The 21,735-nt window shown below is 59.2% G+C and carries 22 protein-coding genes; 16 read left to right on the top strand and 6 right to left on the bottom strand.

Annotated features, from left to right (window positions below):
• Positions 1-47: 47 nt before the first annotated feature.
• From P7F28_RS02650 to P7F28_RS02610, 9 genes are all read left to right on the top strand, one after another.
• Positions 48-1,337, top strand: coding sequence for a glycine betaine/L-proline ABC transporter ATP-binding protein (locus tag P7F28_RS02650; RefSeq protein ID WP_277182888.1), 1,290 nt, complete (start codon positions 48-50; stop codon positions 1,335-1,337).
• Positions 1,334-2,227 carry a proline/glycine betaine ABC transporter permease gene (locus P7F28_RS02645; RefSeq protein WP_277182887.1) on the top strand — a complete coding sequence of 298 codons (894 nt, stop codon included), beginning with the start codon at positions 1,334-1,336 and terminating at the stop codon, positions 2,225-2,227. Before P7F28_RS02650 ends, P7F28_RS02645 begins: the two co-directional genes overlap by 4 nt.
• 76 nt (positions 2,228-2,303) lie before the next feature.
• Positions 2,304-3,185 carry a glycine betaine ABC transporter substrate-binding protein gene (locus P7F28_RS02640; protein WP_277182886.1) on the top strand — a complete coding sequence of 294 codons (882 nt, stop codon included), beginning with the start codon at positions 2,304-2,306 and terminating at the stop codon, positions 3,183-3,185.
• Between the two features lie 27 nt (positions 3,186-3,212).
• A complete protein-coding gene (glyA, locus tag P7F28_RS02635) occupies positions 3,213-4,508 on the top strand; it encodes a serine hydroxymethyltransferase (RefSeq protein ID WP_370467219.1) in 1,296 nt (431 codons plus the stop codon).
• Between the two features lie 38 nt (positions 4,509-4,546).
• A complete protein-coding gene (locus P7F28_RS02630) occupies positions 4,547-5,431 on the top strand; it encodes a dihydrodipicolinate synthase family protein (protein ID WP_277182885.1) in 885 nt (294 codons plus the stop codon).
• Between the two features lie 14 nt (positions 5,432-5,445).
• Positions 5,446-6,777, top strand: coding sequence for an FAD-binding oxidoreductase (locus P7F28_RS02625; protein WP_277182884.1), 1,332 nt, complete (start codon positions 5,446-5,448; stop codon positions 6,775-6,777).
• Between the two features lie 16 nt (positions 6,778-6,793).
• Positions 6,794-8,287: an aldehyde dehydrogenase gene (locus P7F28_RS02620; RefSeq protein WP_277182883.1), complete on the top strand. Its 1,494-nt coding sequence runs from the start codon at positions 6,794-6,796 to the stop codon at positions 8,285-8,287.
• 142 nt (positions 8,288-8,429) lie between these two features.
• Positions 8,430-9,431, top strand: coding sequence for a LysR family transcriptional regulator (locus P7F28_RS02615; RefSeq protein WP_277182907.1), 1,002 nt, complete (start codon positions 8,430-8,432; stop codon positions 9,429-9,431).
• 116 nt (positions 9,432-9,547) lie between these two features.
• Positions 9,548-10,567: an alcohol dehydrogenase gene (locus tag P7F28_RS02610; RefSeq protein WP_277182882.1), complete on the top strand. Its 1,020-nt coding sequence runs from the start codon at positions 9,548-9,550 to the stop codon at positions 10,565-10,567.
• A gap of 8 nt (positions 10,568-10,575) precedes the next feature.
• Here P7F28_RS02610 and P7F28_RS02605 read toward each other — a convergent pair whose 3' ends face one another.
• Positions 10,576-10,776, bottom strand: a complete 201-nt coding sequence (locus tag P7F28_RS02605) for a hypothetical protein (protein WP_277182881.1) — start codon at positions 10,774-10,776, stop codon at positions 10,576-10,578.
• A gap of 145 nt (positions 10,777-10,921) precedes the next feature.
• Complete coding sequence (locus P7F28_RS02600; RefSeq protein WP_277182880.1) at positions 10,922-11,182, bottom strand: hypothetical protein; 261 nt, start codon at positions 11,180-11,182, stop codon at positions 10,922-10,924.
• A gap of 119 nt (positions 11,183-11,301) precedes the next feature.
• Between P7F28_RS02600 and P7F28_RS02595 the strand changes: the two genes are divergently transcribed.
• The 3 genes from P7F28_RS02595 (at position 11,302) to P7F28_RS02585 (ending at position 14,199) form a co-directional block, all read left to right on the top strand.
• Positions 11,302-11,898 carry a TetR/AcrR family transcriptional regulator gene (locus P7F28_RS02595; protein WP_277182879.1) on the top strand — a complete coding sequence of 199 codons (597 nt, stop codon included), beginning with the start codon at positions 11,302-11,304 and terminating at the stop codon, positions 11,896-11,898.
• A 171-nt stretch (positions 11,899-12,069) separates the two neighbouring features.
• Positions 12,070-12,474 carry a VOC family protein gene (locus P7F28_RS02590; protein WP_277182878.1) on the top strand — a complete coding sequence of 135 codons (405 nt, stop codon included), beginning with the start codon at positions 12,070-12,072 and terminating at the stop codon, positions 12,472-12,474.
• A gap of 132 nt (positions 12,475-12,606) precedes the next feature.
• On the top strand, positions 12,607-14,199 hold the full coding sequence (locus tag P7F28_RS02585; RefSeq protein WP_277182877.1) for a triacylglycerol lipase: 1,593 nt from the start codon (positions 12,607-12,609) through the stop codon (positions 14,197-14,199).
• A 9-nt stretch (positions 14,200-14,208) separates the two neighbouring features.
• Here the strand turns inward: P7F28_RS02585 and P7F28_RS02580 are convergent, their stop codons facing one another.
• A complete protein-coding gene (locus P7F28_RS02580) occupies positions 14,209-14,976 on the bottom strand; it encodes a C1 family peptidase (RefSeq protein ID WP_277182876.1) in 768 nt (255 codons plus the stop codon).
• 207 nt (positions 14,977-15,183) lie between these two features.
• On the opposite strand from P7F28_RS02580, the gene P7F28_RS02575 reads away from it, so the two are divergent.
• Complete coding sequence (locus tag P7F28_RS02575; RefSeq protein ID WP_277182875.1) at positions 15,184-15,543, top strand: helix-turn-helix transcriptional regulator; 360 nt, start codon at positions 15,184-15,186, stop codon at positions 15,541-15,543.
• Between the two features lie 102 nt (positions 15,544-15,645).
• Here P7F28_RS02575 and P7F28_RS02570 read toward each other — a convergent pair whose 3' ends face one another.
• Positions 15,646-16,791 carry a branched-chain amino acid ABC transporter substrate-binding protein gene (locus tag P7F28_RS02570; RefSeq protein WP_277182874.1) on the bottom strand — a complete coding sequence of 382 codons (1,146 nt, stop codon included), beginning with the start codon at positions 16,789-16,791 and terminating at the stop codon, positions 15,646-15,648.
• A 115-nt stretch (positions 16,792-16,906) separates the two neighbouring features.
• Here P7F28_RS02570 and P7F28_RS02565 point away from each other — a divergent pair, with 115 nt between their 5' ends.
• Complete coding sequence (locus tag P7F28_RS02565; protein ID WP_277182873.1) at positions 16,907-17,650, top strand: GntR family transcriptional regulator; 744 nt, start codon at positions 16,907-16,909, stop codon at positions 17,648-17,650.
• Positions 17,651-17,708: 58 nt separating this feature from the next.
• Here P7F28_RS02565 and P7F28_RS02560 read toward each other — a convergent pair whose 3' ends face one another.
• A complete protein-coding gene (locus tag P7F28_RS02560; RefSeq protein ID WP_277182872.1) occupies positions 17,709-17,918 on the bottom strand; it encodes a tautomerase family protein in 210 nt (69 codons plus the stop codon).
• A gap of 24 nt (positions 17,919-17,942) precedes the next feature.
• Positions 17,943-18,725: an SDR family NAD(P)-dependent oxidoreductase gene (locus P7F28_RS02555; RefSeq protein ID WP_277182871.1), complete on the bottom strand. Its 783-nt coding sequence runs from the start codon at positions 18,723-18,725 to the stop codon at positions 17,943-17,945.
• Between the two features lie 373 nt (positions 18,726-19,098).
• On the opposite strand from P7F28_RS02555, the gene P7F28_RS02550 reads away from it, so the two are divergent.
• Both P7F28_RS02550 and P7F28_RS02545 read left to right on the top strand, forming a co-directional pair.
• Positions 19,099-21,180 carry a hydantoinase/oxoprolinase family protein gene (locus P7F28_RS02550; RefSeq protein ID WP_277182870.1) on the top strand — a complete coding sequence of 694 codons (2,082 nt, stop codon included), beginning with the start codon at positions 19,099-19,101 and terminating at the stop codon, positions 21,178-21,180.
• 26 nt (positions 21,181-21,206) lie between these two features.
• A partial coding sequence (locus P7F28_RS02545; RefSeq protein ID WP_277182869.1) for a hydantoinase B/oxoprolinase family protein occupies positions 21,207-21,735 on the top strand: 529 nt, incomplete at its 3' end.

Below are 21,735 nucleotides of genomic sequence, written 5' to 3'. Positions count from 1 at the left end.
TTAAGCCAAGCAAATCAGCCACGACTCTTTCCAGGTGAATTGCCCCGATGATGCCGAATCTGACTCTCACACCGGACGATGTTGCCAAGCCGGCCTCAGCGCCTGCGGGAAGTGCCGCGCAGGCGCGATCTGCGGTTGCTTCCGGAACCGAAATTCTCACGGTCAAGAATCTTTCAAAGATTTTTGGCGCTAAGCCCGAACGCGCCGCCGAATTGCTTAAACAAGGTTTGGGCCGCAACGATATCTTTGCGCAGACCGGCAATATGGTCGCGGTCGATGACGTAAGCCTGAGCGTCAATGCAGGCGAAATCTTCGTCATCATGGGCCTGTCCGGTTCCGGCAAATCGACGCTGGTGCGCTTGCTTAATCGCCTGATCGAACCGACTTCGGGTCAGGTGATTCTCGAAGGCCGCGATATCGCGCCGATGAGCGTGCCCGAACTGCGCGCGGTGCGCCGCCAGAAAATGGCGATGGTGTTTCAGTCGTTCGCACTGCTGCCGAACCGCTCAGTGATCGACAACATTGCGTACGGGTTGGAAGTGGCCGGTCAAAAGAAGGCCGATCGCTATGAAGTGGCGCGCGCCGCGCTGACACGCGTGGGCCTCGGTTCGTATGAAAAGCTCTTGCCCAGCGAACTTTCCGGCGGCATGCAGCAACGTGTGGGCCTTGCGCGCGCGCTTGCGGTGAACCCTGCCGTGCTGCTGATGGACGAGGCCTTCTCCGCGCTCGATCCGCTGATTCGCTTCGAGATGCAAAATGAATTGCTGCGTTTGCAGAAGGAAGAGCAACGCACCATCGTGTTTATTTCGCACGATATCGAAGAAGCGGTGAAGATCGGCGGGCGCATTGGCATCATGAAAGACGGGCGTTTGATCCAGGTGGGCACGCCCGCAGAACTCATTCAATCTCCCGTCGATGACTACGTGCGCGACTTCTTCCGCAACGTGGACGTCTCGCGCTTTCTCGAAGCATCGAGTCTGCTGACAAAAGTACAGCGCGGCGTGATCGCATGCGACACGAGCGCACCGGCCGAGCGCTATCTGAATAGCCTGATCGACAGCGGTATGGACTGCGGCTACGTCTGCGACGAAGCGGGCCGTTATCAAGGCTGCGTGACGCCTGCATCCTTGCACAAGATCGGCACGCGTCCGATCCGCGAAGCGCTGATTCACGATGTTGAATCTGTCACGCTCGACGCCGATCTGCATCAGCTTGCGAGCATCGCGTTGAATCAGGAGCACGACGTGCCCGTCACCGATGAAGACGGCCGCCTGGCCGGCGTGGTGTCGTGCCGGACCATTCTCAGGCAGGTGATGCAACGGAGGGCAGCAGCATGAATTCGAATTCTTCAATCTTCGGACAGTTCGCCGAAGACGCAGTGAACTTTCTGTTTTCGCACTTTCGCGGCGGTTTCGACGCGTTTTCTGCGGCATTGGGCGCGGTCATCAAGTTGCTCGAAGACGGGCTCGCCTCCGTCCCGTTCATCGCGATGCTGGTCCTTCTGATGGCGTTGGCCTTGTGGCGTCGTGGCGTCTTGTTCTCCGCCTTCGTCGGCGTTGCGCTGTACGCGATTCATTACATGGGCCTGTGGGCGCAGACCGTATCGACGCTTGCGCTTGTTATTGCAGCCACCGTGTTCAGTCTGATCATCGGCGTGCCGCTTGGCATTTGGGGCGCGCGCAATAGCCGCGTAGGCGTCGTGCTGCGCTCATTGCTCGATTTCATGCAGACCATGCCTGCGTTCGTGTATCTGATTCCTGCGGTGATTTTATTCGGTCTCGGACGCGTGCCCGCCGTGATCGCCACCATCGTATTTGCGATGCCGCCTGTCGTGCGCCTCACCACGCTTGGCATTCGTCAGGTACGCGAAGAATTGCTCGAAGCAGGCCGCGCCTTCGGCAGCACGGATATGCAATTGTTGTGGAAGATTCAGTTGCCGAATGCCTTGCCGTCGATCATGGCAGGCGTGAATCAGACCATCATGATGGCGCTGTCGATGGTCGTGGTCGCTTCGATGATCGGTGCCGGCGGACTGGGCGAATACGTGCTGAGCGGCATTCAGCGGCTGGATATCGGTATCGGCTTCGAAGGTGGTCTGGGCGTGGTCCTGCTGGCGATCATTCTCGACCGTCTGACCGAGAGCTTTGGCGTCAAATCGAAGAAAAGGAAGAAAGTCGTGAGCACGCCGGTCAAGGGCGCGGCCACGGCCAAGACCGCACAGACCTGAGACCACGCGTTGCACGTTGCACGAGTTGCACATAAATTTCGAAGAACCACGCAGCATCATTCGGACTACTACCATCATGAAGATGAACACCATCAAGGCATTCCTTGCCAGAGTCATTACGCCGGCCGTCGTCGCATTCACCGTGAGCACGGGGCCGGTCATGTCGGCGGAACCGATCAAGGTTGCGGTCACCAACTGGGCCGACGTGCTGGCGGTGGCGAACGTTGCGAAATACGTGCTTGAAACGCAGCTCAAGCAACCCGTGCAATTCGTTCAGGCGGATATCGGCATTCAGTATCAGGGCGTGGCGCGAGGCGATCTGGACATCATGGTCGGCGGCTGGCTGCCGGTGACGCATGGCATGTATTACTCGCGCTACAAGGATCAGATGGAAGACGTCGGCATTATTTATACCGGCGGCAAGAATGGCTGGGCAGTGCCTGCATACGTGCCGGAATCGCAGGTTTCCAGCATTGCCGATCTCGCCAAGCCCGATGTGCAGAAGCAGATGAACGGCACGATTCAGGGTATCGAACCGGGCGGCGGTTTGATGCAGGCATCGGAAAAGACCATCAAGGCGTATGACTTGTCGGGCTATCACCTGCAATCCTCGAGTGAAGCAGGCATGCTGGCTTCGATTCAGCGTGCGTACCAGTCCAAGCAATGGACAGTGGTAACCGTATGGAGTCCGCACTGGTTGTTCCAGAAGTGGCAGATGCGCTATCTGAAAGACCCGAAGGGCACGCTTGGCGGTGAGGAGCAGATTCACGGCTTTGCATCGAAGCAGTTCGCCGGCAAATTCCCGCGCGCCGATGTGTTCTTCAAGCACTTCAAGCTCACGCTCGCCGATGTCGAAGCGATCGAGTTCGAAGGCAACAGCACCAACGACTACGCCACCGCCGCGAAGAAGTTCGTCGATTCGCATCCGGACAAGCTGAAAGCGTGGCTGCAACAGTAATACTCAAGAAATGAACGGAGTGATCCCGTGAACGAAAACGCGCGTTTTTTTTCCGAAAGCCTGCAGAGTCATGATCCCGTCATCGCGGCGGAGATTTCGCTGGAACTGCGCCGTCAGCAAACGCAAATCGAGCTGATCGCGTCAGAGAACATTGTTTCGTCGGCCGTGATGGAAGCGCAGGGCACCGTGCTGACCAACAAGTATGCGGAAGGCTATCCGTCGAAGCGTTATTACGGCGGCTGCGAACATGTGGACCGTATCGAAGCCCTGGCGATCGATCGCGTTCGTGCCTTGTTCGAAGCGGAATTCGCCAATGTGCAGCCGCATTCGGGCGCACAGGCGAACGGCGCGGTCATGCTCGCACTCGCTAAACCCGGCGATACGGTGATGGGCATGTCGCTCGATGCAGGCGGTCATCTCACGCACGGTGCGCGTCCCGCGCTGTCGGGCAAGTGGTTCAACGCCGTGCAGTATGGCGTGCGTCCGGACACCTTGCGCATCGACTATGAGCAAGTGCAAAAGCTCGCCGAAGCGCATCGTCCGAAGCTGATTATTGCGGGTTATTCCGCGTATCCGCGTGCGCTCGATTTCGCGAAGTTCCGTGAGATCGCGGACAGCGTCGGCGCGTTGTTGATGGTGGATATGGCGCATATCGCGGGTATCGTCGCGGCAGGAAGGCATCAGAATCCGGTGCCGTTTGCTGACGTGGTGACCTCGACCACGCACAAAACCCTGCGCGGTCCGCGCGGCGGATTTATCCTCACCAATAACGGCGATATTGCCAAGAAGATCAATTCGGCGGTGTTTCCCGGCTTGCAAGGCGGACCGCTCATGCACGTGATCGCAGGCAAGGCAGTGGCCTTCGGTGAAGCGTTGAGGCCTGAATTTACGGCGTATATTGAACGTGTACTGGAGAACGCGCAGGCGCTGGGCCGCGTATTGCAAGCGGGCGGTCTGAGCCTCGTCACGGGCGGCACGGACAACCATCTGTTGCTGGTCGATTTGCGCGGCAAGCATCTTACCGGCACGCAAGCGGAGAAGGCGCTGGAACGCGCGGGTATCACGTGCAACAAAAACGGCATTCCGTTCGATACGGAAAACCCGATGGTCACCTCCGGCATTCGTCTGGGCACGCCTGCGGGCACCACGCGCGGCTTCGGTATTGCGCAGTTCGAACAAGTGGGCGAGATGATTCTGGAAGTCCTGTCCGCGCTCGAAAAAGAGCCTGCGGGCGACGAGCAGGTCGAACGCACCGTGCGCGCGCGAGTGCGCGAGTTGTGCAACCAGTTCCCGATTTATTCGCATGCCGAAGCGTTGGCCTGAGCCGCGCCGCGCATCGATACAACACAGAGAGAATTGATATGAGCTTCGAAGGCGTACATACCCCGCTGGTCACCCCGTTCAAGGCCGACGGCGAAATTGATCACGATTTGCTCGGCAAGCACGCCGCGAATCTCGCGGGACGTGTCTCAGGTCTGGGCGTAGGCGGCACAACGGGCGAATACTACGCGCTGAGTTTCGACGAGCGCGTGAAAACATTCGATACGGTGGCGCAGGCAGCGGGCGGCAAGACCTATCTCACCGCCGGCATCAACGCGACGACCACGGCCGAAGTGCTGCGTTTAGGGCATGAAGCCAAGCGCGCGGGTCTTGATGCGTTGCTGATCGCCGCGCCCTACTACGTGCAGCCGACGCAGGAAGAGTTGCTGACGCATCTGAAGAAAGTGGACGATGCGCTCGACATGCCGATCATGCTGTACAACTTCCCCGCACGCACCGGCACCGCGATTGGCGATGAAGTGCTCGAAGCCTTGCTCGAGCGCCCCAACTTCCAGGCGATGAAAGAAAGCACGGGCGATATCGCCCATCTGCATCATCTGGCGACGCATTTGCCGGAGCGTTTCGTGCTCAGTTGCGGCATGGACGATCAGGCGCTCGAATTCTTCGCGTGGGGCGTGAAAAGCTGGGTCGCGGGTGCATCGAACTTCTTGCCGGAAGCGCACGTCGATCTGTTGAACGCTTGCCTGAAGGGTGATTTCACGCAAGGCCGCAAGCTGATGACGCAATTGCTGCCCGTGCTCGAACTGCTGGAACGTAGCGGCAAGTTCATTCAATACGTTCGATACGGCTGCGAACTCGCAGGCACGCGTGTCGGTCAGGCGCGCGCACCGCTCGGCGGGCTTGATGAAGCGGAACGTACCGTTTTTGCCAAGATCATTCAGCCTTTGATTCGCAACGCTAACTAAATAATAAAACGTGCATGGCCTCGAAACTGGACTTCGTGCGCTTTCCCGCGCCTGATGGCGTGAACGGCTGGTGGGAAAGCCTGCCGCCCGCATCGCCTGCTGTCAGTGTGACGGGCGTGCATCGCTTCGATTATGTCGTCGTCGGTGGCGGCATAACGGGGTTGTGCGCGGCGCGGCGGCTGGCGGAACTTGCGCCGGATGCGTCGGTGGCTTTGGTGGAGGCCGATCGGGTCGGCCGATCGACGGCGGGACGCAATTCGGGCTTCTTCGTCGATCTGCCGCACGACATCAGCAGTGAAAGCTATTCGCGCAGCGTCGAGGCCGACAAGGCGGATGTGCGTCTGCAACGCCACGGCATCGACTATGTGCGCGCGACGGTGAAGCAGCATGGCATCGAATGCGACTGGCGCGATGACGGCAAGTTTCACGCGTCGGTGAACAAGAAGGGCCACGCGGCGCTGACGCACTTTGCCGAAGGGCTGGATCGGATCGACGAAGCCTGTACGTGGCTCGATGAAAGCGCGATTGCGAAAGTGACGGGCACGGGCTTCTACAAGAGCGCGTTGTTCACGCCGGGATGCAGCACGGTTCAGCCTGCCGCGCTGATGCGCGGTCTTGCGGCCACGCAGCCCGCAAACGTGAAAGTGTTCGAAATGAGCGCTGTTAAAGGCATGGAAACGCGTGGACAGACAAAAACGCTTCGCTTTGTTAACGGATCGATTGAAGCGAAGCGTGTCGTGCTGTGCACCAACGCCTATGCGGCCACGTTCGGTGGACATCCGAACGGCTTGCTGCCGGTGTACACGTTCGCCTCGATGTCGCGTGTCATGAATGACGATGAAATACGCGCGCTCGGTGGCCAGAACTCATGGTCGCTGATTCCCGCCGATCCGATGGGCACCACGGTGCGGCGTCTGGCGACCAATCGCATCTGCGTACGCAATCACTTCGCGTTCAGGCCGAATCTGTCGGTATCGGACAGTGATCTGGCGAAGTCGAAGCAACTGCATCAACGTTCTTTCGACCGGCGTTTCCCGATGCTGAAGGACGTGGAATTGCAGTACACGTGGGGCGGCGCGCTGTGTCTGTCGGCGAATAACGGTGCGTTGTTCGGCCAGCGCGAAGAGGGCGTGTTTGAAGCAGTCGGATGCAACGGTCTGGGTCTGAGTCGCGGATCGTCGGCAGGCAAGTTGATCGCCGAATATGCGCTCGGGCAAAAGAACGCGTTGATCGATCAGTTGCTGCAACAGCCGCATCCGCGTTCGTTGCCGATGCGGCCGATCGCGGACGTCGCGGTATCGGCGGCAATTTGGATGAAGGAATTCTCGGCGGGCGCCGAACTTTAATTTTCGAGGACACGACATGACGACGCATCAGGAATGGAAGCAACGAGCAGAAAGCCTGTCGCTCGACGGGCGCGCGTTTATCGATGGCAAGCGGTGCGCGGCGGCATCGAACGAAACTTTCGATACGCTGAATCCTTCGACGGGAAAGGTGCTTGCCGAGATTGCCAAATGCGATGCGAAGGATATTGACCGTGCCGTGGTCGCCGCGCGCAATGCGTTCGAATCGGGCGTGTGGTCGAAGGCCGCGCCCGCGCAACGAAAGGCAACCTTGCTGCGTCTCGCGCAATTGATCGATGACAACGCCGAGGAACTCGCGCTGCTCGAAGCGCTGGAAGCAGGCAAGCCGATCAGCGAATGTCTCGGGTTGGATATTCCCGAATCAGCATCATGTATTCGTTGGCACGCCGAAGTAACGGACAAGCGTTACGACGCGCTGTCGCCTTCTGGCGCGAGCGTGGTGAGCATGATTACGCGCGAGCCGATCGGCGTGGTCGGCGCGGTTTTGCCGTGGAATTTCCCGGCGTTGATGCTCGCATGGAAGATCGGCCCGGCGCTGTCGGTGGGCAATAGCGTGATCGTCAAGCCTGCGGAGCAGACTTCCTTGTCCACGCTGCGTATCGCAGAACTGGCGGCGGAAGCGGGCATCCCCGCAGGCGTATTCAGCGTGGTGACGGGTTTCGGCGAAAGCGCAGGCCACGCTATCGGTGTGCACGCGGATATCGATCTCGTTGCGTTCACGGGTTCCACGGAAACGGGCAAGCGCTTCCTGCGCTATTCCGCCGATACGAACCTCAAGCGAGTGGTGCTCGAGTGCGGTGGCAAAAACCCGCAAGTCGTCTTGCCCGATGTCGCCAATCTCGATGCCGTCGCGGAACAGGCGGTTGCCGCCGCGTTCTGGAACATGGGCGAAAATTGCAGCGCAGGCTCGCGCATTCTGGTGCATACGAGCCAAAAGGCTGCCTTGCTGGAAAAAGTGCAGGCCGTGCTGGAAGGCTGGAGAACCGGCGATCCGCTCGATCCCGATGTGAAGCTCGGTTCGCTGATCGAAGAAAAGCATTATCAGAAGGTGCTGGGTCATATCGAACAGGCCAAGTCCGAAGGCGCGCACGTGGCATGCGGCGGACGCGCAACGCTTACAGAAACCGGTGGCTGGTTCGTAGAGCCAACTATTTTCGATAACGTCACGCCGGAGATGAGCATTGCGCGCGACGAAGTGTTCGGGCCGGTGGTCTGCTTTATCGAATACTCGGATATCGATGAAGCCGTGCGTATTGCCAACGACACGTGCTACGGACTCGCGGCGTCGCTGTGGACGGACAATGTGAATCACGCGCACAAGATCGCGGCGCGCATTCGGGCGGGCACGGTCACAGTGAATTGCTTCGGCGAAGGCGATTTATCGACGCCGTTCGGTGGTTTCAAGCAGTCGGGTTTCGGCGGAAGAGACAAGTCTGTCTACGCGCACGATCAATACTGCGAGTTGAAGACCACCTGGCTCAAACTCGACTAAAAGCCCTTGTATCATGCGGTAAAGACGAGCCACGGCGAAGGTCGTGGCTCGTTCGATTTTGTCGGGCTATCATGTGCATGGCGCCACCGGGCGGTGCCGATACAACAACGACAATCAGCCAGGCGACACGAAGGTCATTCACATGCAGAAGAAACAACAGTTCGCGGATCGGCTGCTCGCGCAGATGCCGTCGTTGCGCGCGTTACGGTGCTTCGTGACGGCCGCGCGCTATGAGAGCTTCACGCAGGCGGCCGAAGTCCTGTGCGTCACGCAGGCGGCGGTGGGCCGTCAGATTAAGGAACTGGAAGACACGCTCGAAGTTGCCCTGTTCGAGCGCACCGGGCGGCATATCGCGCTCACGGATGCGGGGCGCATTCTGTACAACGCGTCGTATCTGTCGATCATGAATATCGCGGAAGCGGCGCAGGCGGTGCGAAGGATCGATCGTCACGCGCTGACCATCTGCATATCGCATACGTTTTCGGCGCTGTGGTTATCGTTCAGATTGCCCGAGTTTCGCAGGCGTTTTCCGACTATTCGCCTTCATGTGATGGTCACGGAGAACTTCATGGAACTCGATGAACTGATGGAGCCGGATGTCATCATCACCAAGATTCCGCCGCGCGAAGCGGAATACGAAGTCGAGCCGCTGTTTCATGACATCGTTTATCCGGTGTGCAGTGTGCAGTTTCACGAGCGGCATTTTCATGGACGCACGCTCAAGCCGCTCGATTTGCTGGCGCATCCTACCTTGAGCCTTTCCTTGCTCGGGCGCGCGCAAGTGTGTGAACACGTCGATTGGCGTGTGTGGAAAAACTGGTATCAGCAGGGCGATGGCTCGGACCGGCTCGATCAGCATGAACATCTCGAGAGTAACGATTACCGCTTGCTGGTGGCGCAGGCCGAGGCGGGTGAAGGTACGTTGCTCGGGTGGCATCATCTGGTGCATCGGCAGGTCGAGCAGAAGAAGCTGGTGCGGCCGGTGGAAGATGCGCTGGTGTTTCATGACCGGCATCATTATCTATGCACGCATCGCAATGCGAAGACGCGCGACGAGTATGGCCAGTTCAGGGAATGGCTGACCGAGGAAGTGGGTGTGATGATGCGCGGGTGGCCGGTGGAGCAGGGGAAGGTGGCGCAGTGAGGGTTCGCTTTCATAAGATCAGAGCCGCGCACGCTGCCTGAATCCCTGCAAAAATCGTAATACCATCGAGGGCGACGCGCGCGCCAAACGCGCCCATCCCCCTGAAGGAGCCAACAATGCCGACGATGCACGCAGTGCAGGTAACGAAAGCAGGCGGTCCTCTCGAACTGGTAGAGCGCGATATTCCCGAACCTTCCTATGGTCATGTGCTGATCAAAGTACAGGCCTGCGGAATCTGCCATAGCGATTCACTCACCAAAGAAGGCCTCTGGCCCGGCCTGCAACTCCCGCGCGTGCCGGGCCATGAAATAGCAGGCGTGATCGAAAAGACAGGTGCGGGCGTCGAAGGATGGGAAGTGGGGCAACGTATCGGTGTGGGCTGGCACGGCGGGCATTGCGGCCATTGCGAGCATTGCCGGCACGGTGACTTCGTGTTGTGCAAACACGCGCTCGTACCCGGCATCAGCTATGACGGCGGTTACGCGGATTACATGATCGCGCCGCAGGAAGCGCTGGCGCGCATGCCAGACGATCTCAACGATATCGACGCCGCGCCGTTGCTGTGCGCGGGCATCACCACCTTCAACGCGTTGCGCAACAGCGGCGCGCGCGCAGGCGATGTCGCCGCGATTCTCGGCATCGGCGGATTGGGTCATCTGGGCGTGCAGTTCGCGCGCAAGATGGGCTTTGTGACGGTGGCGATCGCGCGTGGTCAGGACAAGGCGCCGCTTGCGAAGGAACTCGGCGCGCATCATTACATCGACAGTGAAACGCAGAATGTGGCTGAAGCGCTTCAGGCACTCGGCGGGGCGCGCGTGATTCTGGCGACGGCCACCAGCGGCAAAGCGATGAGCGCGGCGATCGGCGGGCTGGGTTTGAACGGCAAGATGATCATGGTCGGCATTTCCGAAGAGCCGGTGGAAGTGCCGATCACGCAGTTCATCATGGGCCGCAATTCGGTGCAGGGATGGCCGTCCGGCACGGCAGCGGATTCGCAGGAAACGCTCGCGTTCAGCGCCTTATCGGGCGTGAAGCCCATGACCGAGGAGTATCCGCTGTCGCGTGCGGCCGAAGCGTACGACCGCATGATGAGCGGCAAGGCGCGCTTTCGCGTGGTATTGAAGCCAGGTCAATAAGCCTTGAATCAGGGCGCCGATGCAGCCGTCGGCGCTTTGTCTTCCTTGGTCGTAGCAACTTTCGTTGGAGTAGGAGCCGGAGCCGGCGCACGCTGTTGCGCGACATATTGTTCGAGCAGCGCGCGGTCCTCTGCATCGCCTTGTTCGGCTTGCGCGTGAATCGCAAATGAGGCGAGAAGCGCCAGTGACAGCAAGACGATCAGCTTCATGACGATCCTCTCTGAAGTAAGTGGTTCGGTGCGCCTCTGCACCGCACCACTACACTTCTTTTATAGCGAGAAAATCAGCCGATGCAACTGCCATCTGTTCAGCAGCGTATGCGTAATTCAGGATATCGAACGAATGGATTATCATTCACGCATCGCGCGACGCAGCGGCCTGCGAAGACACGAAACCTTGTAAGTAAGCGCTCAGATCTTCCACCGTCGGACGCGTGCCCCAGCCGCTCTCCTGACTGATCGATGCCATCGCAAGCCACGAGTCAGGCGGGCGCAGCGCCTGCAAAATTTTCGCGCCCTCGGTAATGCGTAACTGACCGGACGATGCATGGAAGCTCGCGATAATCTCGCGATCGCCTAGTTTCAAACGGGCCATAACGGGCTTGGATGCTCGCATGAAGGCCTCTGATCGAAGAATGAGATGCTGCGATGCAGCAAGACTCACGCCAGCTTTCTTCTGATAAAACATCGTTAATCAAGCCCTTTTATTCAATTGGATCGCTGTTATCAAAACCTATGAGCCACAAACACACGCGTCCACGCAAGACACCGCAGCAGTCGCGCGCGGAAGACACCGTGGCATCCATCGTCGAAGCTGCCGCGCAAGTGCTCGAAGCGGATGGTTTCGAAGGCTTCAATACGAACGCGGTGGCGCGTCGCGCGGGCGTCAGTATCGGCTCGTTGTATCAGTACTTTCCGGGCAAGGACGCGTTGACAGTCGCGCTGATTCACCGTGAAACACAGCGTTTTCATGCCGATGCGTCCATCGCGCTCTCCAAACGCAGCGGCAAGGCGGCGCTCGAATATCTGATCGGCGCGGCCGTACGTCAGCAATTGCAACGGCCTATGCTTGCGCGTCTGCTCGATCTCGAAGAAGCGCGTCCGGGCCTGCGCGATGCCGTATCGAAGAAGGAACTCGAAGGCGTGTTTATCGATGTGATGGCACGCGCCGCGCCGCGTCATCCGCGCCCGGACGTAGCGATCAACGATGTGCTCGCGATCATTCGCGGCATGGTCGATGCAGCGGGCGAACGCGGCGAAAACGATATCGAAGACCTCGAACGGCGGCTGCGCGCAGCGGTATTCGGCTACCTCGCACGCACCAGCGATTAGCGCCGAATGTGAGCAGGGCGCGTGTGGATGTATCGAAAACATGCCGCCGAAAGCCGCGCCGCGCGGGCTTCGCGCCGCGCATCTAAAGCGAGTAGTCGAATGTGAGCTTTTGCTTATATTCTTCAGTCATCGGGCAACGCATGGTGCGCCGCCCTTCTCAAGAGAACGATGATGACTGATATCACCCAGAGCATGAAGCTCAATCACCTCAGCTTTCCTTCCGCCGATGTCCCCGCGACCGCTGGCTTTTTCGAGCGTTATCTCGGCTTCACCGTGTCGAGCACGCGGGAAGGCTCGGCCATTCTCAAACGTCCCGGTTTCGATGTCGTGATCGATCATGTCAGAGACGCCGTGCCGGAATATCCGCGCGCGTTCCACGCAGGTTTCGAGCTCGCGACATTCGACGATGTACAGGCGCTTTACGATCGCTTCGTTGCAGAAGGCGTGGAAATGGAAACGGGCATCTTCAACAACGGACGCGGATCGCGATTCTTCTGCCGCGCGCCGGGCGGCGTGATGTTCGAACTCAACACGCGTGCGGATGCGTCGCCGGAATATCGCGCGATATTCGAGTGATCAGCCCATAACGCTGATGATTGTCCTTGCAACCCGGCCACTTTCTTTCTAAATTACTTTCAGCTTTATTTCGCACGCCTTCCTCGCACTTGCCCCGATGTCCGGTCCAACTCGTGGTTCAACGGAGAAGTCATGTCAACGCGCTACCCGATCGTTTATATCCGCGGTTATGCAATGACGGTGTCCGAACGAAACGAAACCGCCGCCGATCCGTTCTGCGGCTTCAACGTCGGTTCGACCTTGTACCGCGCGACCAACGCGTTGGACCGGCGTGCGGCCAAGTTCGTGTTCGAGTCGCCGATCGTGCGGCTGGCGTCGGAATATCAGTATCAGCATGCGTATCAGGATGGCTACGACATCATGGATCCGGACTGGCGGCCGCGCCGGGATGATAAGGGTAACGAAATTCCCGGCTTGCCGCCTGCATCGATTGTGATCTACCGCTATTACGACGATGGATCGGACGCGCTGGGCGACGGTAAATCCAGAAACATCACGGTTTATGCAGCAGGCCTGAACGATTTGCTCAAGCGCGTGAAGGAACTGGTGCTTCAGCATCAGCCTGCAGATGGCAGCGAGCCGATGAAAGAGGAAGACTTCGGTTATCACCTCGTCGCGCATTCGATGGGCGGTCTCGTCGCGCGCGCGTTTTTGCAAAGCGCGAACCCGGACTTCGTTCCCATGCGCAAGGGCATCAAGCGCTTTTTCACGTTTGCGACACCGCACAATGGTATCGATGTGCTCGGCATCAACGTGCCTTCGTGGCTCACGGCGGAGCAGGCGTACACCTTCAATCGTGACCAGATGACGACGTATCTGAATCTCGGCGCGATCTCGCCGAGGTTCAATAACCGCGTCGATCTGATTCCGCAAAGCGCCATTTCTGCCGACAACATTTTCTGCATGGTCGGCACGAATCGCGGCGATTATGAAGTGGCGCAGGGCGTGGTGCGCGCTTTCGTCGGTAATGGCAGCGACGGGTTGGTGCGGATCGATAACGCATCGCTCTGGGGTGTCGATGACACCGGCGACGCGCCGCCCACACAGGTGGCGACGGCGTATGCGTTCCGCTCGCACTCGGGCTATTACGGCATCGTCAATTCGGAGGAGGCGTATCAGAATCTGGTGCGCTTTCTGTTCGGCGATGTGCGCGTGGATATCTGGGTGGATGTCGAATCGGTCACGCTGCCTGCCGAGCTTGAGAAAGATGCGGACAAGGTCACGGCGCTGTATCAGTTCGAGATGTGCGCCTCGCCGCGCGGCAAGCGATGGTTTCTCACACGGCGCAAGTCCGTGGAGGATTCGCCGGCCATCCGCACGCATCAGCAACTCACCGGCGACGATCAAGGCGCGAAAACCGTCTATATGTCGAGCGTGTTTTTGTCGAAGCGATCGCGCGTGGATGTCAGCTCACAAACGCTGTCTTACGCGATGATCTTCGCCGTAAAAGTACCGGACTACGAAATAGAAAAGCGCTTCTGGCCCGACGGCCATTTTGAAGGCACCGATCTCTTCAGCGGCACCGCGATTGTGCGCGTCTCGCCGCCGCCCGATACCGATCCGCTCGGCCCGTGGCGCGCGGACTTCGGCTGGAACGACGGCGACACGCAGAATCAGGCCATCGACCTGCTGAACAACAAGACGGCGTCTGTGTCGATTCCGTTCGATAGCGGCGGGAAGCCCGGCATCAAGGGCGCGTTGCGGCTGGTGGTGCGCCCCTGGTAACAGCGCCTTTTATGCTGCGATCAGCCTAATCGTCCAGTAGTCCGATGAAAGTTGCGTGTCGGTGAGATAGGCGTACGGAATCGTGCCGTAGCCCTTCTTGCCCCAGCCGGGACCGTATGAATTGCGGAAGATGAAATGCTGCGCGGCATCGTCGTAACCGACTGCGAGCACGCAATGACCGCCGAGGATAGACTCGGACATCGTGGGCAAGGGCACGTTGCCGCTTGATTTGACGGCGGGGCTGTCGAAGCTGTCGTAGACCACGAAGCCGAACACGAACGGGAAGCCATCCGCGAGACAGCCTTTCATTTGACTGAGCGTCTGCACGAGCCGCTGATATTGCACGGTCTTGTATTTGAGCGCTTCCTTGTAGCACTTGGCGGTGGGTTTGTCGGCAAACTTGCTGAGATCATAGGGCCAGCTCGTTTCCGGACAATCACCTTGTTTGGATACCGACTTGATACCGTCACGAATCATCGCGCCATTGTCCGATGCGACGGAGTGTTCGATCACCCGTTCGTTGTAGTAGATGAATAGCCGCGACGGCACGAAATCCGGTTTGAGCCCTTGTTTCATGCGCTCGAATTGCAAAGCACCGGCAATGCCATTACCCGTGCAACTGCCGAGATCGCCCTGATCGTAGACGGGCGGGCACTTGCTGCGCAGATCGACTTTTGGCGGCAAGGTGGCGAGCGCGGCCTGCGGCGCCGAATAAAGATGATCCCGATGATCGGGCAGATCGCGCAGCCATCCGAAGCGCTTGGTCATATAAGCCATCTCACTCTCCTTCTGAGGAATCGCGCGGGCGGGCGCGTGCCTTGAAAGCATAGTGTTCGTATCGATGTAGGCGTTATGACGATCTTGCTGTCTTGCGCGAAAACGATATCGATACCTGCTGAAGCAGGGACCGCGGCCCTGCAAGCTGCGGGTTGAGGCATACGCGCTCAAGGTTCAACGTATGGACAGCACGAGGGAGCGACGATCATGACGCAGATGCGAGAAGGATCGGACCGGCAGGCGCTGCGCACGTCGCGCGCCGTTTCATATATCGCCGAGCATTACGCAGGCCGAATCCTGCTCAGCGACGTTGCCGCTGCATGCAGGCTGAGCGCATCGCAGTTTTGTCGGACCTTCAGGAAAGAGCATCAGGCAAGCTTCGGCCAGTATTTGTTGCGTTATCGCATGGCGCGGGCGCGCGAGCGGCTGGTTTCATCGGATGCGCTGGTGAAAGAGGTCGCTTATGAAGTCGGGTTCAATGACCTCTCGTATTTCACGCGCTCGTTCCGCCGCGCGTTCGGCGTCTGCCCCAGCGCGATGATCAACGCGTGTCCAACGCGCTCTTGACATCACCGGCGGCATGGCCGCATGCAAAATTCGGAGTCGGGTGATGCGCGGATTATCAGAAGCGCCATGACATGCTGAAGAATGCATTTCGCATAAACGAGCCTATTTTCCAACGGTTCGTTCGACCGCGAGCACGTTCCACTTGCCGTTCGCTTCCTCATAAAGTGTAGCCGATGCATCGCGCAGATCGCCCGTGGACGTGAACGCAATCGGGCCGGTGACGCCGTCGAATGAGCGAGTCTTCAGTGAACCTAAATATTGATTCGGGTCGGTGGATTCAGCGGCTTTCATCGCGTTGATCATCGCCCATGCGGCGTCGTATGCAAGCGGCGCAAATTGCACGATGCCTACGCCAAAGCGCGCCTTCAATTTGGCATCGAGTTCGGCCGCACGCGGCATGCGATCGCGCGGCAATCCGTACTCCCAGCTAAGCATACCTTTCGCGCCTTGCCCCGCAAGCGGAAGGAAATGCTCGTTGGTGAATCCGCCTTCGCCCATGAATTTAGCCCTTATTCCCAACTGCCGAATCCGTTTGGCGAGACCAGCCGCCTGGATATCCTGACCGACATACAAAATCAGATCGGGATTCAGCCCTTTGATGGTCGTCAGCAGCGCGCGGAAGTCGATCGAACTGGGCGTCGTGTATTGCCATGAGACCATTTGCGCACCTTGTTTCTGAATGAGCTTGACGTATTCCGTAACGAGGTTCGTGCCGTAATCCGTGCTGTCGTCGATCACGGCAATACGCTTGGCGCCGAGCGTTTCGACCGAATATTTAGCCGCCAGCGAAGCCATTTGATCGTCATTGCTGATGGTGCGAAACGTGGTCTCGAAACCTTGCGCCGTGTACGAAGGCGAACTCGATGTCGGCGAAATCTGCACGATTCCCGCTCGCCGATACACCGCCGACGCCGCCACCGAACACCCCGAATTGTAATGGCCGATCACACCGCTCACGCCTTCATCGACGAAGCGTTGTGCGATCAGCACGGCGGTTTTGGGATCGGCTGCGTCGTCCTGAGCGTCGATATCGAACACGATCTTTTTGCCGCCAATCACGAGTCCTTGCGCGTTCGCCTCTTCAAACGCGAGCCGCGCCGCGTTCTCGACATCCTTTCCATTCGATGCGGAAAATCCCGTGAGCGGCGCGGCGATCCCGATTTTGACCACTTGCGACGACGTGTTCTGCGCGCCGACGGCCATCGAAAGTAAGGACATGAACGCGAGAACAAAAAAGCGAAAGCGCATGACGGCTCCACGAACGAGTTTTACGCACTCAAACAAGAGTACAATTGTCGGCATTACGTCGACAAGGGTCCGAACAATTTTCGGCTCAAGTCGAAAGACAAAGCGGAACAGCAAAATGGCAAAAGAACCGGTAGCAGACATTCAAGGCGCCAAGGAAACCGGCACGGCGCGCGTCTATGTCACTCTGCGCAACGAAATCCTCACGATGAAACTCGCGCCGGGCACGCACCTCGACGAGCAGGGCGTGGCCGAACGCTTCGGCGTGTCGCGCTCGCCGGTGCGTGAGGCGCTGGTGCGTTTGTCGGCCGAAGGGCTGGTCAATATTCTGCCGAATCGCGGCAACGTGGTCGCGCCGATGGACTTTGCCCGCGTGCCGGAGTTTCTCGATGCGCTGGATCTGCTGCAACGCGTGACCACGCGGCTCGCCGCATTGCATCGCACGGACGAGGATATTCAGACTATCCGGCTGGCCGCCAAGGTGTACGAGAAAGCGGCGGCGGCGAGCATCAGAAAGCGCAATAGCCTGGATATGATCGAGAAAAACTACGAGTTCCATATGGCCGTCGCGCGCGCTGCAAAGAACGTCTATTTCGCCGATATCTACCGCCGCTTGCTCGAAGAAGGCCGGCGCATGCTCAACCTTCACTTCCAGTTCCAGACGCTCGCGAACATGGGCCCCGAGGAAATGGCGAGCGACCACACGGATATGGTCGCCGCTATCGAAGCGGGCGATGCGGACTGGGCCGAAGCCTCCGCGCATCAGCACGCGGTGCAGTTCAAGGGCCGCTTCATGCAGTTCCTCGACCGCAATCTCACCGCGCAAATGCCACTCGACTATCCGGCCAGCAAACGCGCATGACATGACGAAACCCGGCGGCAAAGTCTCGCTTTGCCGCCGGGTTTTTCTTTACCGCGATTCAGCCTTGCTCGGCTTGCGCGCTCGCGTGACCCGAGACCAGCCGGCCACCCACCGCCCAACTCGCGTGGGCTTTTTCATCGAACACGATCTGCACATCCGCCTGTGAACAACGGGTGATGCGCGCAGTCTCGCGCGTCAATACTTCGGCGAGTTCGGATTTTTGCTCCAGCGTTCTGCCAGCGAGCATTTGCACTTGAATGATGGGCATTGCAGTCCTTGTCATTAATTTGGATTACTGAGGTTGTGAGGCGTAAGCCTGATATGCCGTCGTCACGAGCCATCCGCAATCGATCGGCAGCGTGACGCCCGTGATCGCGGCGGCATCGTTCGAGCAGAGAAAGCTGATCGCGTCCGCGACTTCGGAGGGCTTCACGAAGCGGCGCAGCGCCGAACGTTCGATCACCGCATCCGGATCGCGTTGCCCGCTGTCGATGCGCGCCTGCATGGCCTGCGTGAGCGTATAGCCCGGCGCGACCGCATTCACGCGCACGCCGCGCGGTCCCCATTCCGCCGCCATGCTTTCCGTCAGCCCCCTGAGCCCCGACTTGCCGACGGTGTAAGCCACTTGCGCGGACGAGCGGAACGTCGTCAGCGAACAAAGATTGATGATCGATCCGCGCCCCGCTTCGCACATGGCCGCGCCGAATGCCCGCGATGCCAGCAGCGTGCCGCGCACATTGATCTGGAACAAGCGGTCGAATTCCGCGATCTCCATGTCGAGCACGCGCACCGCGTTTTGCAGAATGCCGCCCGCATTCACAAGCGCGTGCGGCGCGCCATGCTCCGCAATCACCGCCGCCGCGAACGCGCTCACGTTCTCTTCGCTCGACAGATCGACCTGCCGGAAATGCGCGTCGAGCTTTTCATCGCGCAATTCGTCGGCGATCCGCGCACCGCCTGCCGCGTTCACATCCGCCAGCACCACGCAATATCCATCGCGCGCAAAGCGCAGCGCACACGCCTCGCCAATACCGCTCGCCGCGCCCGTGACGACAACCGTTTCCTTGTCCGGCATATTTCCCTCCCGATAGATAAATATCGTCGATCTAATGACGACAATGCTCACATCGTCACGACGGGATGTCAAGAAATCGGACGGGAAAAGCCTGATGCATGTTTACCCTCATTAGCACCGTAAAGCCATACTGGATAAGGATTTAAGCGCGAGTTGCGCGGCGAATTATTTTTTCCTCGTTGACATTGTCGTTTTTTGATCGACAATGCGATGCATGGATGAGATGCACTGAATGCGACGAAAACGCTGTAGAGGCTGTGTCGACAATCGCAGCCAAATGTCGTCGCGAATCATCCATTCCATACCTTCAACTTGGAACCGAGCCAGCAACACGGCCTGACGGCGCCGGTGGCTCGAACGATCGGGAATCAATATGGCAAGCGCGAGAATTGGTGTCGACATCGGCGGCACTTTCACGGACCTTGTGTTGCTCGACGACAAGGGATATGTGACCTTCACCAAGGTCTCTTCGACGCCCGCAGCGCCCGAAGAGGCGGTATTGACGGGCGTGCAGCGCATCCTCGAACAGGCGGGCATGAAGACGTCCGATGTGACCGAGGTGCTGCACGGCACCACGGTCGGTTCGAACACCATGCTGCAAAAGGTCGGCGCGAAATGCGGCCTGATCACCACGAAGGGCTTCCGCGATGTGCTCGAAATCGGCCGGGTGCGCACACCGACCATGTTCGATCTGTCGTGGGACAAGCCGGTGCCGCTGGTCGAGCGCCGCTATCGTCTGGAGATCGACGAGCGCGTGCTCGCGTCGGGCGACGTGCTGCGTGCCACGCCGATTGATCAGGTGATCGAAGCAGGCAAATTCTTCCAGAACGAAGGCGTCGAGTCGGTGGCGATCTGCTTTATCAACTCGTACAAGAACGGCGCGAATGAAAAGGCCGCGCTCGAAGCCTGTCAGGAAGCGTTTCCGGATATCAGCGTGACGGCGTCGATTTCGGTGCTGCCTGAATTGCGCGAATACGAACGTACGTCCACGACCGTGGTGAATGCCTACGTGCTGCCCGCGCTGCGGACGTATCTGCAACGTTTGGAGTCCGGATTAAAGCGCATCGGTGTCAATGCGCCGCTGCTGGTAAGCAATTCGAACGGCGGCTTGTCGAGCGCGCGCATCGCGCAGGATACGCCGGTGTTCTTTATCTCGTCGGGGCGATCGGCGGGCGTGGTCGGCGCGGGCCGTCTGGGCGATGCAATCAGCGAGAAAGAACTTGTCGTATTCGATATGGGCGGCACAACGGCATCGGCTTCGCTGATTCACGACGGGCAACTCGCGCGCACCAACGAATACGAGTTCCGCGCGGGCATTTCCACGCCGAGCCGCTTTATCAAGGCGGGCGGCTACATGATGCGCGTGCCGACTATCGACGTGGCCGAAGTGGGCAGCGGCGCGGGTTCGATTGCCTGGACCGATGCGGGCGGTCTGCTGAACGTCGGTCCCGTGTCAGCGGGCGCGTATCCGGGGCCGGTGTGCTATGGCATCGGCGGGGAAAAGCCGACCGTGACCGATGCGAACGCCATTCTCGGCTTCCTGCCGCAGAAGCTCGCAGGCGGCACGATGGAGCTGAATATCCAGGCCGCTCGCGATGCTGTGAATACGCTGCTCGCCGAGCCGCTGGGTATCGGTATCGAAGAGACGGCGGTGGGTATTCGCGAAGTGGTGAACGTGAACATGGCGCGCACCATCAAGGCCGTGACGGTGGAACGCGGCGTCGATCCGCGCGATTTCACGCTGGTCGCGTTCGGCGGTTCTGGCCCGGTGCATGCGTGCGATCTGGCGCGCGCGCTCGATATGAAGCGCGTGGTGTTCCCAGCCGCACCCGGTGTGTTCACTGCAATGGGCATGCTGGCCGGTGCCGTCGAACGCTATTTCGTGCGTCCGTCGCTGAGTCTGCTCGATACGTTGAACATCGATGCGCTCGCGGGCGTAGTGGCGGAAATGCGCGAGGACGCGCGCAAGGCACTCGCTGAGGAAGGCTATTCGGCGGATCGCATCGAATATGTATTCGATTTGGACATGCGCTTCAAAGGACAGGATTACGAAATACCCGTGCGCCTTCCGGATCACTTCAGCGAAGACTTGCGCGAAACACTGCGTCAAGGCTTCCGCGATGCCTACGCCGCGATCTACGGTTACGCCTCCAACGATGCGATCGAATGCGCCAACGTGCGTCTGCTCGCGCGCGGTGTGGCGACCAGCACGCTCGATTTCAACGATATCCGTAGCGCTAAATCAGCGGGAAGCACCGCAGAAAAGAGCACGCGTCGCGTCTATTTCGATCGCAAAACCGGCTGGATCGACACGCCGATTGTGCCGCGCGCGAAGCTCGACAAGCCGCTCACAGGACCGGTGATTCTCGAAAGCTCCGACACCACCATCGTGATTCCGCCGGGCTGGCGCGTGAGCACGGACAAGGTCGGCAGCGTGATCGCCTCTCTCGACTGATTTCACCGGATTCCACTGGAGTAGTCATGACCCAACGTAACGTTGACCCGATCACTTTCGCGGTTGTCAAAAACGCGCTCGACACCATTGTGGACGACATGGCCTTCGCCGTGATGCGCACCGCCCGTTCGCCGATCATCCGCGACGTGCTCGATTATTCCGTCACGATGTGCGACGCCAAAGGCCGCATTCTCGCGCAGGCAAAAACGGTGGCGCTGCATCTGGGCGCGGTGCCCGATGCGGTAGATGTCATCATCGAAAAATACGCGGCGACGGTCGAGCCCGGCGACGTCATCATCCTGAACGATCCGTATGAAGGCGGCATGCACTTGCCGGATATCTTCATGTTCAAGCCAATCTTTCATGAGAAGCGTTTGCAAGGGTTTTCGGTGGTGATCGCTCACCATTGCGATGTCGGTGGCCGCGTGCCGGGTTCGAACGCAGCGGACTCGACCGAGATCTTCCAGGAAGGCATTCGCATTCCGCCGACCAAGCTGTATGTGCGCGGCGAGCCGAACGAAACGCTCATCAACATCATCAAGAAAAACGTGCGTC

It is taken from the genome of Caballeronia sp. BR00000012568055 (genome assembly GCF_029439455.1).
Classification (GTDB): domain Bacteria; phylum Pseudomonadota; class Gammaproteobacteria; order Burkholderiales; family Burkholderiaceae; genus Caballeronia.
This window is presented reverse-complemented; position numbering and strand designations above follow the sequence as displayed.